The organism is Pandoraea sp. SD6-2 (genome assembly GCF_000389825.1).
Lineage (GTDB): Bacteria > Pseudomonadota > Gammaproteobacteria > Burkholderiales > Burkholderiaceae > Pandoraea > Pandoraea communis.
In genome coordinates this window covers 410,504-423,230 of sequence record NZ_KB944457.1, presented here as the reverse complement: position 1 = coordinate 423,230, position 12,727 = coordinate 410,504, and the positions used below count along the sequence as shown (strand labels likewise).

Genomic DNA, 12,727 nt, shown 5'->3' with positions numbered 1-12,727 from the left:
AAAGGATTGATGGAATGCTGCTGACGTTGGCGCAATGGCTGCAAGCGGATGCGAGCTATTTGCGCGTGTTCAACTACCTGACGTTTCGGGCCGTGATGGCAAGCCTCACGGCGCTGGTGATCGGGCTCTCGTTCGGGCCGATGGTCATCCGCAAGCTCGCCGAATTGAAGGTGGGCCAGGCCGTGCGTACCGACGGCCCGCAGACTCACCTTGTGAAGTCGGGAACGCCCACGATGGGCGGCGTGCTGATTCTCATCGGCATTACCGTCGCCACGTTGCTTTGGGCGGATTTGAGCAACCGCTTCATCTGGATCGTGCTGACCGTCACGCTGGGTTTCGGCATCATCGGCTGGATCGACGACTATCGGAAGGTGGTCTACAAAGACCCGCGCGGCATGTCGTCGCGCGAGAAGTATTTCTGGCAATCGATCATCGGCCTGTTCGCGGCGATCTATCTGGCGTTCTCGGTGTCGGAGACGAGCAACCTGAAAGTGATCGAGTTGTTCATCAGTTGGGTGCGCAACGGTTTCCCGCTCGATTTGCCGCCGAAGGCCGACTTCATCGTGCCGTTCTTCAAGACAATGAGCTACCCGCTGGGCGTGTTCGGCTTCATCGCGTTGACCTACTTTGTCATCGTCGGCTCGTCCAACGCCGTTAACCTCACGGACGGTCTCGACGGCCTGGTCATCATGCCCGTCGTGCTGGTCGGCGCGGCGCTGGGCGTGTTCGCTTACGTGATGGGCAACGTTGTCTACTCGAAGTACCTGCTGTTTCCCCATATTCCGGGCGCGGGCGAGTTGCTCGTGTTCTGTTCGGCAATGTCGGGCGCGGGGCTGGCGTTCCTATGGTTCAACACACACCCGGCGCAAGTGTTCATGGGCGATGTCGGCGCGTTGGCGCTGGGCGGCGCGCTCGGCACGGTGGCGGTGATCGTGCGCCAGGAAGTCGTGCTCTTCGTGATGGGCGGTGTGTTCGTCGCGGAGACGCTGTCGGTGATGTTGCAAGTGACGTGGTTCAAGTACACCAAGCGACGCTTCGGCGAAGGGCGGCGGATCTTCAAGATGGCGCCGCTGCATCACCACTTTGAATTGTCGGGATGGAAGGAAACGCAGGTGGTGGTCCGCTTCTGGATCATCACGCTGATGCTGGTGCTGATCGGCCTGTCGACGCTGAAGCTGCGCTGACAGGACGAAAGAAGACGAGCGAGCGGCGTCGCGCACGGGAGAAGCCGCCTTCTCGCAGCGCAGCACTAAAGGAAGGGCCGCTCGCGCCGATAGCGGAATATCGGTGTCGTTGAAGCGATGCATTCGTAGGTTGTTTGAATCGATAAAAAGGGAAAGAGCGACGTGTTCGGCGAGAAGTTTGGTGAATCCTGGCAACCGCGTGTCCTGATCCTGGGTCTGGGAGAGTCCGGCCTGGCGATGGCGCGTTGGTGCGCGCGTTACGGCTGCCGCGTTCGCGCAGCCGATACGCGCTTTGCGTCGTCGGAGACACCGCCGAACGTTGTGACGTTGCGCGTCGACGCGCCGCAGGCCGAGTTCATCGGTGGCGCGTTTGCCGGGCAAGTCGATGCATTGCTCGACGATATCGAACTGATCGGTATCAGCCCCGGTCTTTCGCCGAACGCACCCGATGTCGCGGCCCTGCTGGCCGAAGCGGCCGAGCGCGGCGTTCCCGTGTGGGGTGAGATCGAATTCTTCGCGCAGGCGTTGCGTCACATGCAGGCGACCAGCGGCTACGCCCCCAAGGTGCTGGCCATTACCGGCACGAACGGCAAGACCACGACCACGAGTCTGACCGGGCTGCTGTGCCGTCGTGCCGGAAAGCGGACTGCCGTGGCGGGCAACATCAGTCCGACGGCGCTCGACCGTCTGACCGAGTGCATTGCCGACGCCACGCTGCCCGACGTCTGGGTACTCGAACTCTCCAGCTTCCAGCTCGAGACGACGTATTCGCTCGCGCCCGATGCGGCCGCGATTCTCAATATCACGCAAGACCATCTCGACTGGCACGGCGGCATGGACGCCTACGCGGCGGCCAAGGCGCGCATTTTCGGTGAGCAGACCGTACGCGTGCTCAACCGCGAGGATGCGCGCGTCATGGCGTTTGCCGCGCCCGAGGCCAATGTCGTGACCTTCGGTACGAACAAGCCCGAGGCCGTTGGCGACTTCGGTCTGGAGATGGAAGGCGGCATGTGGTGGCTCGTCGAGGGCATCACGCGCGACGAGGCGCCGCCCGCACCGAAGCGCCGCAAGGCGGGGGCCGTGGAAGCGGCGGTCGAGGTGTATGGCAAGCGTCTCATGCCTGCCGATGCGCTTCGCATCCGCGGTCAGCACAACGCTGCAAACGCGCTGGCGGCGCTCGCGCTCACCCGCGCCATCGATCTGCCGATGGCCAAACTTCTGCATGGCCTGCGCGAATATCCGGGCGAGCCGCATCGCGTGCAACTCATCGGCACGCTCAACGAAGTCGAGTATTACGACGATAGCAAGGGCACCAACGTTGGCGCGACCGTCGCGGCCATCACGGGCTTGCAGAAGACGCTGCTCCTGATCCTGGGCGGCGAGGGCAAGGGGCAGGACTTCTCGCCGCTGGCCAATCCCGTGGCGCATCACGCGCGCGCCGTGCTGCTGATCGGCCGCGACGCGCCGCTGCTGCGCGAAGCCCTGACCGATACGGGCGTCGAGCTGATCGATGCCCCGACGCTCGAAGACGCGACGAGAGAAGCCGCCAAGCTGGCCCAGCCGGGCGATGCGGTGCTGCTCTCGCCCGCTTGCGCGAGCCTCGACATGTTCCGCAACTACGAGCATCGCGCGCAGGTGTTTCGCGATACCGTGGTTGATCTGGCCGCCGACGCGGGGGTGATGCTATGAACCGTATCAAGTCGTTCTTCAGCAAGAAGCGTCAGGCGGGCTTTGCCGGTGCCGGCACGGCTACCGCGCCGGGCGCCGCGACCCAGGCAGCGAGCCGCACGCTCGGCAGCATCAAGCCGACGCGCTCGCGCATGCTCGAGTACGACCACGCCCTCATGTGGGTGGTGATCTCGTTGCTGTCGCTGGGGCTGGTGATGGTGTATTCGGCGTCGGTCGCGTTGCCGGACTCGCCGAAATATAGCGGCTATTCGACGTATCACTTCCTGGGCCGTCACATCGTGTCGCTCACGATGGGGCTGACTGCGGCGGCGATCACGTTCCGTATTCCGGTCAAGACGCTCGACAAGCTCGCGCCCAAGGTCTTCCTGCTGGCGCTGCTGCTGCTGGTGATCGTGCTGATCCCGCACGTGGGCAAGGGCGTGAACGGCTCGAAGCGCTGGATTCCGTTCGGCGTGCTCAACCTCCAGCCGTCGGAAATCATGAAGCTTGCCGTCACGCTTTACGCCGCGAACTACACCGTACGCAAGCAGGAATTCATGCAGAGCTTCGGCAAGGGCTTCCTGCCGATGGGTATCGCCGTGGTGTTCGTCGGCATGTTGCTGCTGCTCGAGCCGGACATGGGGGCGTTCATGGTGGTCGCGGCCATCGCGATGGGCATTCTGTTCCTCGGTGGCGTGAACGGCCGTCTGTTCGGCGGGCTGGCGCTCACGGCTGTCGGCACGTTTGCCATGCTGATCTGGTTGTCGCCATGGCGTCGCGAGCGGATCTTCGCGTATCTCGATCCGTGGCGCGAAGACTATGCGCTCGGCAAGGCTTATCAGCTCACACACTCGCTCATCGCGTTCGGACGCGGCGAATGGACCGGCGTGGGGCTGGGCGGCAGCATCGAAAAACTGCACTACCTGCCGGAAGCACACACCGACTTCATCCTCGCGGTGATCGGCGAAGAGTTCGGCTTCCTGGGGGTGCTGGTCGTCATCCTGCTCTTCTACTGGCTGGTGCGCCGCGCGTTCGAGATCGGCCGTCAGGCGCTGGCGCTCGAGCGCACGTTCGCAGGGTTGCTCGCGAAGGGCGTAGGTGTGTGGCTCGGTGCACAGACCTTCATCAACATGGGCGTGAATCTGGGCCTGCTGCCGACCAAGGGGCTGACGTTGCCGCTGGTCAGCTACGGCGGCTCGGGCATCTTGCTCAACTGTGTGGCCGTGGCGATTCTGCTGCGGGTGGACTACGAGAACCGCGTATTGATGCGGGGAGGAAAAGTATGACCGAGCGCGCTACCGCGATGCCGGCACCGGAAACGAAGACACGCACGCTGCTGGTGATGGCCGGCGGCACGGGCGGTCACGTCTTCCCGGGGCTCGCGGTTGCCAACTTCCTGCGTGTGCAGGGGTGGCGCGTGGTCTGGCTCGGCAATCCGAACGGCATGGAAGCGACGCTGGTGCCCAAGTACGACATTCCGATGGCGTTCGTGACGTTCGGCGGCCTGCGGGGCAAGGGGCTCATGACCAAGCTGCTGCTGCCGCTCAACTTGCTGCGCGCGTTCTGGCAGAGCATTGGCGCGATTCGTCGCGCCAAGCCGAATGTGGTGCTCGGAATGGGCGGCTACATCACGTTCCCGGCGGGCATGATGGCGTCGCTGCTGGGGCGTCCGCTTGTGCTGCATGAGCAGAACTCGGTGGCGGGGATGGCGAACAAGGTGCTCGCACGCGTGGCCGACAAGGTGCTGCTCGCGTTCCCCGACACCATCGAGGGCGGCGAATGGGTTGGCAATCCGATTCGTGCCGACTTCGACGAGATGGCACCGCCGGCCGAGCGTTACAACGCGCGCACCGGGCCGCTGCAGATTCTGGTGGTGGGCGGCAGTCTGGGCGCGACTGTGCTCAACGAGATCGTGCCGAAGGCGCTGGCGAAGCTGCCGCGCGAAGATCGTCCGCGGGTCACGCATCAGGCGGGCGTCAAACATATTCAGACGCTGCAGGCGAACTACGCCGCAGCGGGGGTGACGGTCGACGCGGTGCCGTTCATCGACAACATGGTCGAGGCCTACGCGGCGGCGGATCTGGTGATCTGCCGGGCGGGAGCGATGACGGTGGCCGAAGTGGCCGCGGCTGGCGTGGCGGCGCTCTTCGTGCCGTTCCCGCACGCGGTAGACGACCATCAGACAACGAATGCGCGTTTCCTCGCCGACAAGGGCGCGGCAACGCTGATCGATCAGCGAGAGCTGTCGGTCGAGGCCCTGGCCGAGTGGCTGCGCCGTCAGACGCGCGAATCGCTGCTCGCGATGGGAGAGAAAGCCAGGGCGCTCGCCAAGCCGGACGCCACCGAACAAGTGGCGCGCGTGTGCGCGGCTCTGGCCAAGGATTGAAATGAAACACATCGTCAAACACATTCACTTCGTCGGCATTGGCGGCTCGGGCATGAGCGGCATTGCCGAGGTGTTGCTCAACCTGGGGTATCAGGTGAGCGGCTCCGATCTCGGCGACAACGCGGTGACCCAGCGCCTCGCGGGCCTCGGCGCGCGTATCGCTCGCGGCCACGCGGCCGAGCATATCGAAGGCGCGGACGCGATCGTCGTATCCACCGCCATCACGGCTGACAACCCGGAAGTGCTGGCGGGCCGCGCCCGTCAGATTCCCATCGTGCCGCGCGCGCTGATGCTCGCGGAACTCATGCGTCTGAAGCAGGGCATCGCCATCGCCGGCACGCACGGCAAGACGACCACAACGAGCCTCGTGGCGAGCGTGCTTGCCCAGGGCGGGCTGGACCCGACGTTCGTGATCGGCGGCCGCCTGAACAGCGCCGGGGCGAACGCCAAGCTCGGCACCGGCGACTTCATCGTGGTCGAGGCCGACGAGTCGGACGCCTCGTTCCTGAACCTGAATCCGGTCATCGAAGTCATCACCAACATCGATGCGGATCATATGGATACCTACGGGCACGACTTCGCCCGTCTGAAACAGTCGTTCGTGGCCTTCACGCAGCGCCTGCCGTTCTACGGTATTGCCGTGCTGTGTGTGGACGACCCGAACGTGCGCGAGATCCTGCCGTTCGTCTCGAAGCCGATCGTGCGTTACGGCCTGTCGGAGGACGCACAGGTGCGTGCCATCGACGTGCGTGCCGACGCCGGGCAAATGCGTTTCACCGTGCTGCGCCAGTTCGGCGCCGGTGCCGCGCCGCTCGACATCACGCTGAATCTGCCGGGCGAGCACAACGTGCGCAACGCGCTGGCGGCGATTGCCATTGCCACCGAACTCGAAGTGCCCGACGCCGCGATCCAGCAAGCGCTGGCCGAATTCAACGGGGTTGGCCGACGCTTCCAGCGCTACGGCGAAATCGAGCTGCCGAAGGCAAGCGGCGGCGGCACGTTCACATTGATCGACGACTACGGGCATCACCCGGTCGAGATGGCCGCAACGCTGGCTGCCGCGCGTGGTGCGTTCCCCGGACGCCGCATCGTGCTGGCCTTCCAGCCACACCGTTACACGCGTACGCGAGATTGCTTCGAGGATTTCGTGAAGGTGTTGTCCGATGCCGATGCCGTGGTGCTCGGCGAAGTGTATTCGGCGGGCGAGGCGCCCATCGTGGCGGCTGACGGCCGCGCGCTGGCGCGCGCATTGCGCGTGGCGGGCAAGGTCGAACCGGTTTTCGTGGAAGACGTTGCGCAATTGCCCGACGCCATTTTGCAAGTCGCTCGTGCGGGCGACATCGTGATCACCATGGGGGCCGGCTCCATCGGCGCGGTACCCGGCAAGTTGCAAGTTCAGCAAGGAGTTTGACGTGAGTGCTTTCGATCCGAAACGTTTCGGCAAGGTTGGCGTCCTGATGGGCGGGCGCTCGTCTGAGCGTCAGATCTCGCTGATTTCGGGCAATGGTGTGCTCGAAGCCCTGCGCTCGCGTGGCGTGGATGCGCATGCTTTCGACACCGGCCTGCATGACCTCGCCGCATTGGCCGCGCAGAAGTTCGATCGTGTGTTCATCGCACTGCATGGCCGCTACGGCGAAGACGGTACGCTCCAGGGCGCACTGGAACATCTGGGGATTCCTTACACCGGCAGTGGCGTGTTGGCCTCCGCACTGGCGATGGACAAGGAAATGACCAAGCGTGTGTGGATCAACGAGGGGCTGCCAACGCCGCGCTTCGTGATGCTCGGCGCCGACAGCGACTTCGATGCCGTGGCGAACGATCTCGGCCTGCCGCTGATCGTCAAGCCGTCGCGCGAAGGCTCGACCATCGGGCTGACGAAGGTCACCGAAGCGTCGCAGATGAAGGCCGCGTACGAAAAGGCCGCCGCGCTCGACCCGGACGTACTCGCCGAGGAGTTCATCGACGGCGACGAACTGACCGTGCCGGTGCTCGGCGTCGGCACGAAGGGGGCTGCCGCCGCGCGTGCCCTGCCGGTGATCCGCATCGTGGCGCCGGAAGCGAACTACGACTACCAGAACAAGTACTTCAAGGACGACACGCGCTACGAATGCCCGCCGCCGCTGTCGGTGTCCTTGCAGGAGGAAGTGCAGCGCCTCGTGTTGCGCGCCTACCTCGTGCTGGGCTGCCGTGGGTGGGCTCGCGCGGATGTGATGCTTCGCAAGCGCGACAACAAGCCGTTCCTGTTGGAGATCAATACGTCGCCGGGCATGACCGGCCACTCGCTGGTGCCGATCTCGGCGCGGGCGGCGGGCCTGTCGTACGAAGACCTGGTGGTCGAAATTCTGGCAACTGCGACGCTCGATCTGCATCCGAACGCGCAGTGGAAGCCAGAGTGAGCCGAGTCAAACCTTGAACGCGTTGAAGAACGCCCTGATACGGAAAGCAAATCGCCATGTGGCACAACGTACGCCTGCTCAACGCCATCGCGAGTGCGCTCGTCGCGCTCGTCGTGCTGGCGGCGCTCGCGGCGGGCGGCCACTGGCTGATTCAGCGGCCGATCTTCACGCTCAAGGCGATCCAGATCGATGGGGACGTGTCGCACATCAATGGACCGACCTTGCGCGCAAATGCGGTGTCGCGTCTGAAGGGCAACTTCTTCACGATCGATCTGGACGCGACGCGTGCAGCGTTCGAGGCGGTGCCCTGGGTGCGTCATGCGAGTGTGCGGCGTGTCTGGCCGAATCAACTGGCCATCACGATCGAGGAATACAAGCCGCTGGCCACCTGGAACGACGGCCGTCTGGTGAGTGCGGACGGCGAGTTGTTCGCAGCGAATCTGGCGGAAGCCGAGGACGAGGGCAAGTTGCCCGAGTTTGCGGGGCCGCCGGGCAGCGAGAAAGATGTGACGGCGCGGTACTACGACTTCGTGAAGTGGTTCGCGCCGCTGAATATGAAACCCGAAGCGGTCACGCTGTCGAATCGTTACGCATGGGGCGTGCGGCTCGCAGGGGGCGTGCAACTGGCGCTGGGACGGGAGCGTACGCCCGAAACCCTCGCCACGCGCAGCCGGCGTTTCGTACAAGCGTATCCGCAGGTTGCGGCGCGCTGGGGAAATCAGATCGAGTATGCCGATCTGCGGTACCCGAACGGTTTTGCGGTGCGGGCCGCGGGTATGCGTTTTTTGAGCGAGGAACAAGCCAAGAAGCTAGCCGCGACACCTGCGCAAAATCGGGATTCGCGAAAGCCGGCAGTTGCGCAACCTGCCGCACGGCAGAAGCGAAGCCAGTGAGACTTCAGGACTTACACACGCTATGAGCAAAGATTACAAGGATCTGTTGGTCGCCCTCGATATCGGCACGTCGAAAGTCGTGGCGGTGGTGGCCGAACTGCGCCCTGAAGGCCGGTATGAAGTGATCGGCCTTGGCCAGAGCGAGTCGCGGGGCCTGAAAAAAGGCGTCGTGGTGAACATCGAGGCCACCGTGCAGTCGATTCAGCGCGCGCTCGAAGAAGCGGAGCTGATGGCCGACTGCAAGATCACCAATGTGTTCACGGGCATCGCCGGTAGCCACATCCGCAGCTTCAATTCGAGCGGCATGGTGGCCATCAAGGACAAGGAGGTGACGCAGGCCGACGTGGCGCGCGTCATCGAGACGGCCAAGGCGATCAACATTCCGACCGATCAGCAGGTGCTGCACATCCTCACGCAGGAATTCATCATCGACGGTCAGGAAGACGTGCGCGAGCCGATCGGCATGAGCGGCATCCGTCTCGAAGTGAAGGTGCACATCGTGACCGGCGCCGTCTCGGCCGCGCAGAACATCGTGAAGTGCGTGCGCCGTTGCGGCCTTGAAGTCAACGATCTGATTCTGCAACCGCTCGCGTCGAGCATTTCGGTGCTTACGGAAGATGAGAAGGAACTCGGCGTAGTGCTGATCGACATCGGCGGCGGCACGACGGATATCGCGATCTTCAGCGAAGGCGCGATTCGTCACACGGCGGTGATTCCGATTGCCGGCGATCAGATCACGAGCGATATCGCGATGGCCGTGCGCACGCCGACGCCGGATGCGGAAGACATCAAGATTCAGCACGGCATCGCCAAGCAGTCGCTGGCTGACCCCGACGAGATGATCGAAGTGCCGGGGCTGGGCGAGCGCGGTCCGCGCACGCTCTCGCGTCAGGCGTTGGCGGCGGTGATCGAGCCGCGCGTCGAAGAGCTGTTCTCGCTCGTGCAGCAGGTGGTGCGCGAGTCGGGTTACGAAGAATTGCTGTCCTCGGGCATCGTGCTCACCGGCGGCGCGGCAATGATGCCGGGCATGGTCGAGCTGGGCGAGGACATCTTCCTCAAGCCGGTGCGCATCGGCGTGCCGGAGTACGCAGGCGGTCTGGCCGATGTGGTGCGCAGTCCGCGCTACGCGACGGCGATGGGGCTGCTGCTCGAAGGACGTTCCCAGCGCATGCGCGGCCGCAAGGTCGCCGTGCAGTCGGGGCAAGCGAATCAAGTCTGGACGCGCATGCGCGACTGGTTCTTCAGCAATTTTTGAGGTGTTTTTGAGGGGCGCGGATTCGGCATTGAAAACACGCGAGGCTTACCCGAGCCACACGTGACCCGCAGTACCGGATCTGCTTTTAATTCACTGGAGGCGCTATGAACTTTGAAATGTTGGAAACGGAAACCAACGGCACCATCATCAAGGTGGTGGGTGTTGGTGGCGCTGGCGGCAATGCCGTCCAGCACATGATCAACCGTGGTGTGCAAGGCGTGGAATTCATCGCCATGAACACCGACGCTCAGGCGCTGGGCCGCTCGCAGGCCAGCGTTACCATTCAGCTCGGCAAGACCGGTCTGGGTGCTGGCGCCAAGCCGGAAATGGGCCACGCCGCGGCTGAAGAAGCCCGCGAGCGCGTCGCCGACGCCCTGCGTGGCGCGCACATGGTGTTCATCACCGCCGGTATGGGCGGCGGCACGGGCACGGGCGCGGCACCGGTCGTGGCGCAGATTGCCAAGGAAATGGGCATTCTGACCGTGGGCGTGGTCTCGAAGCCGTTCGAGTTCGAAGGTGGCAAGCGTATGCGTGTGGCCGAGACGGGCGCGCAGGAACTGGAAGACAACGTCGACTCGCTGATCGTTGTGCTCAATGACAAGCTGTTCGAAGTCATGGGCGACGACGCCGAGATGGACAAGTGCTTCCAGTGCGCCGACGACGTGCTGCATAACGCCGTAGCCGGCATCGCCGAAATCATCAACGTCGACGGCTTGGTGAACGTCGACTTTGAAGACGTGAAGACGGTGATGGGCGAGCAAGGCAAGGCGATGATGGGCACGGCAACCGTTGCCGGTGTCGATCGTGCGCGTCTGGCTGCCGAGCAAGCCGTGGCGAGCCCGTTGCTCGAAGGCGTGGACCTGTCGGGTGCCCGTGGCGTGCTGGTCAATATCACGGCATCGCGTTCGCTGCGTCTGTCGGAAACGCGTGAAGTGATGAACACCATCAAGAGCTACGCCGCCGAAGACGCGACCGTGATTTTCGGTACCGTCTACGACGACAAGATGGGCGATGCATTGCGCGTGACCGTCGTGGCAACCGGCCTGGGCCGTGCGGTTGCGAAGAAGGCCGCTGCACCGATGACGCTGCTCAAGACCGGTACCGACAACATGCCGATCGCGACCGGCCATGTGCCGAACGTTGGTCAGGCGGGCGGTACGGATTACGGCGCGCTCGATACGCCGGCCGTGTGGCGCAGCACGCGCGAGACCGCAGCTTCGCACGTTGCCGCGTTGCAGGAAAAGGGTGTCGACACTTACGACATTCCGGCCTTCCTGCGCAAGCAAGCCGACTGACAGGGTTGCGCGCGGGCCGGGTGCCAGTGCCTGGCGCCGCCGCACCTTGGGAATCGCGAGACCTACGCAGGTCGTCGTGAGGATTCGCCGTCGCCCCATCTACCATGCCAAGTGGCGTGGGGAAGGCGCGCCGCAATGCGAGTCCGAATGGCGATACGGCAAGGTTGTGATCGCGGGAAATGCCTTGTGGCTGCGACAACCAGAGTCGCAATAGGCGTCAACGCATCGCAGATAACGAACGTTACGGGTAAGCGTTTGTGATCCCGGACCCGGTCTCGCGGATCTGTCCCCCGACCGCTGCGGCATGCCTCCGTCGCGGCGGCCGGGGTGCCCCGAAAGTGCATGACGTCCGGCGTGTGGCCAGACGTCGACGCACAAAATGATGGAACGGCAGAACGACGCAATGACCTATTTCGTAACGCGAGATGGGCGGCGGACATACCGATGAGGCAAAATTCGGAATGTTTAGTAACGAAGCGTTGTGTTTGTGGCACAGCGATGAAGGCATCGATCTGATATAATTGCATCTATGATCATTAGCGGCTGATAGCTTTAATAAATAGCATGCTCAAGCAGCGCACACTCAAATCCATCGCCAAGACAGTCGGCATCGGCTTGCACTCCGGTCGCAAGGTCGAGTTGTCGTTGCGTCCGGCACCGCCCAACACGGGTATCGTTTTCTGTCGCACCGATCTGAATCCTCCTGTGGAGATTCCGGCGTCGGCGATGGCGATCGGCGACACGCGTCTGGCGTCGGTGTTGCAGAAGGATGGTGCGCGGGTGTCCACTGTAGAACACCTGATGTCGGCATGCGCGGGGCTGGGCATCGACAATCTGTATGTCGACGTGACGGCCGAAGAAATTCCGATCATGGATGGCAGTGCAGCGACGTTCGTCTTCCTGATTCAGTCGGCAGGCATCGAAGAGCAGGCTGCCGCCAAGAAGTTCATCCGTGTGACGAAGCCGGTCGAGATTCGCGAAGGCGACAAGTTCGCCCGTCTCGAGCCGTACGACGGTTTCAAGCTCAAGTTCACTATCGATTTCCGCCACCCGGCCGTGGATCGCACCGGCCAGGCGCTCGAAATCGATTTTGCCGAGACGTCCTACGCGAAGGAAATTGCGCGCGCCCGTACGTTTGGCTTCGCGCATGAAGTCGAGATGCTGCGCGAACTGGGCCTGGCGCGCGGGGGCAGCATGGACAACGCCATCGTGCTCGACGAATACCGCATCCTGAACAACGACGGCCTGCGCTACGACGACGAGTTCGTGAAGCACAAGATGCTCGACGCGATCGGCGATCTGTACGTCATTGGTCACCCGTTGCTCGCCTCATACACCGCATACAAGTCGGGACACGGTCTGAACAACCAGTTGCTGCGCGAGGTTCTCGCACAAGACGCCTACGAAATCGTCACGTTCGAGCACGCCGAAGACGCTCCGCGCGGCTTCCAGTTCGATCCGCAAACGCAGTTCGCGTAAATCGCGCAAATGGCGGCACGCTGCCGCATGGATGTAACAAAACGAAAGCGTCGGGTTCCCGGCGCTTTTTTATTTGACGCGCAATAAATATCGGCGTTGTGCCAACGATGAGATTCATCGGGACATGAAAGTCGCGATGGCGCCTCTTACGGCTTGCGCGACCCGCCGTAT

The 12,727-nt window shown here is 63.4% G+C and carries 10 protein-coding genes; all 10 read left to right on the top strand.

Annotation, left to right across the window (positions count from 1 at the left end):
* Window positions 1-14: 14 nt before the first annotated feature.
* Window positions 15-1,184 (top strand): phospho-N-acetylmuramoyl-pentapeptide-transferase, encoded by a 1,170-nt coding sequence (gene mraY, locus C266_RS25150; protein ID WP_010806912.1) that lies wholly within the window; start codon window positions 15-17, stop codon window positions 1,182-1,184.
* A gap of 162 nt (window positions 1,185-1,346) precedes the next feature.
* The gene (murD, locus tag C266_RS25145; protein WP_010806911.1) at window positions 1,347-2,873 is read left to right on the top strand and encodes a UDP-N-acetylmuramoyl-L-alanine--D-glutamate ligase; all 1,527 of its coding nucleotides are present in this window, start codon (window positions 1,347-1,349) and stop codon (window positions 2,871-2,873) included.
* A complete protein-coding gene (gene ftsW, locus C266_RS25140) occupies window positions 2,870-4,138 on the top strand; it encodes a putative lipid II flippase FtsW (RefSeq protein ID WP_010806910.1) in 1,269 nt (422 codons plus the stop codon). The genes murD and ftsW overlap by 4 nt, the downstream gene beginning before the upstream one ends.
* Entirely contained in the window at window positions 4,135-5,238 is a 1,104-nt protein-coding gene (gene murG / locus C266_RS25135) for an undecaprenyldiphospho-muramoylpentapeptide beta-N-acetylglucosaminyltransferase (protein ID WP_010806909.1), read from the top strand. Before ftsW ends, murG begins: the two co-directional genes overlap by 4 nt.
* 1 nt (window position 5,239) lies before the next feature.
* Entirely contained in the window at window positions 5,240-6,649 is a 1,410-nt protein-coding gene (murC, locus tag C266_RS25130) for a UDP-N-acetylmuramate--L-alanine ligase (protein ID WP_010806908.1), read from the top strand.
* 1 nt (window position 6,650) lies between these two features.
* On the top strand, window positions 6,651-7,634 hold the full coding sequence (locus C266_RS25125; RefSeq protein WP_010806907.1) for a D-alanine--D-alanine ligase: 984 nt from the start codon (window positions 6,651-6,653) through the stop codon (window positions 7,632-7,634).
* A gap of 56 nt (window positions 7,635-7,690) precedes the next feature.
* On the top strand, window positions 7,691-8,527 hold the full coding sequence (locus tag C266_RS25120; protein ID WP_010806906.1) for a cell division protein FtsQ/DivIB: 837 nt from the start codon (window positions 7,691-7,693) through the stop codon (window positions 8,525-8,527).
* 22 nt (window positions 8,528-8,549) lie between these two features.
* A complete protein-coding gene (gene ftsA / locus C266_RS25115; RefSeq protein WP_010806905.1) occupies window positions 8,550-9,782 on the top strand; it encodes a cell division protein FtsA in 1,233 nt (410 codons plus the stop codon).
* Window positions 9,783-9,886: 104 nt separating this feature from the next.
* Window positions 9,887-11,077: a cell division protein FtsZ gene (ftsZ, locus tag C266_RS25110; RefSeq protein WP_010806904.1), complete on the top strand. Its 1,191-nt coding sequence runs from the start codon at window positions 9,887-9,889 to the stop codon at window positions 11,075-11,077.
* A gap of 564 nt (window positions 11,078-11,641) precedes the next feature.
* The gene (gene lpxC, locus C266_RS25105; RefSeq protein WP_010806903.1) at window positions 11,642-12,556 is read left to right on the top strand and encodes a UDP-3-O-acyl-N-acetylglucosamine deacetylase; all 915 of its coding nucleotides are present in this window, start codon (window positions 11,642-11,644) and stop codon (window positions 12,554-12,556) included.
* Window positions 12,557-12,727: the final 171 nt, after the last annotated feature.

What these genes read in the sequence shown, in the direction of transcription:
- mraY (WP_010806912.1), top strand. Translation starts at nt 15, where the DNA reads ATGCTGCTGACGTTGGCGCAATGGCTGCAAGCGGATGCGAGCTATTTG.
- ftsW (WP_010806910.1), top strand. Translation starts at nt 2,870, where the DNA reads ATGAACCGTATCAAGTCGTTCTTCAGCAAGAAGCGTCAGGCGGGCTTT.
- murG (WP_010806909.1), top strand. Translation starts at nt 4,135, where the DNA reads ATGACCGAGCGCGCTACCGCGATGCCGGCACCGGAAACGAAGACACGC.
- murC (WP_010806908.1), top strand. Translation starts at nt 5,240, where the DNA reads ATGAAACACATCGTCAAACACATTCACTTCGTCGGCATTGGCGGCTCG.
- C266_RS25120 (WP_010806906.1), top strand. Translation starts at nt 7,691, where the DNA reads ATGTGGCACAACGTACGCCTGCTCAACGCCATCGCGAGTGCGCTCGTC.
- ftsA (WP_010806905.1), top strand. Translation starts at nt 8,550, where the DNA reads ATGAGCAAAGATTACAAGGATCTGTTGGTCGCCCTCGATATCGGCACG.
- ftsZ (WP_010806904.1), top strand. Translation starts at nt 9,887, where the DNA reads ATGAACTTTGAAATGTTGGAAACGGAAACCAACGGCACCATCATCAAG.
- lpxC (WP_010806903.1), top strand. Translation starts at nt 11,642, where the DNA reads ATGCTCAAGCAGCGCACACTCAAATCCATCGCCAAGACAGTCGGCATC.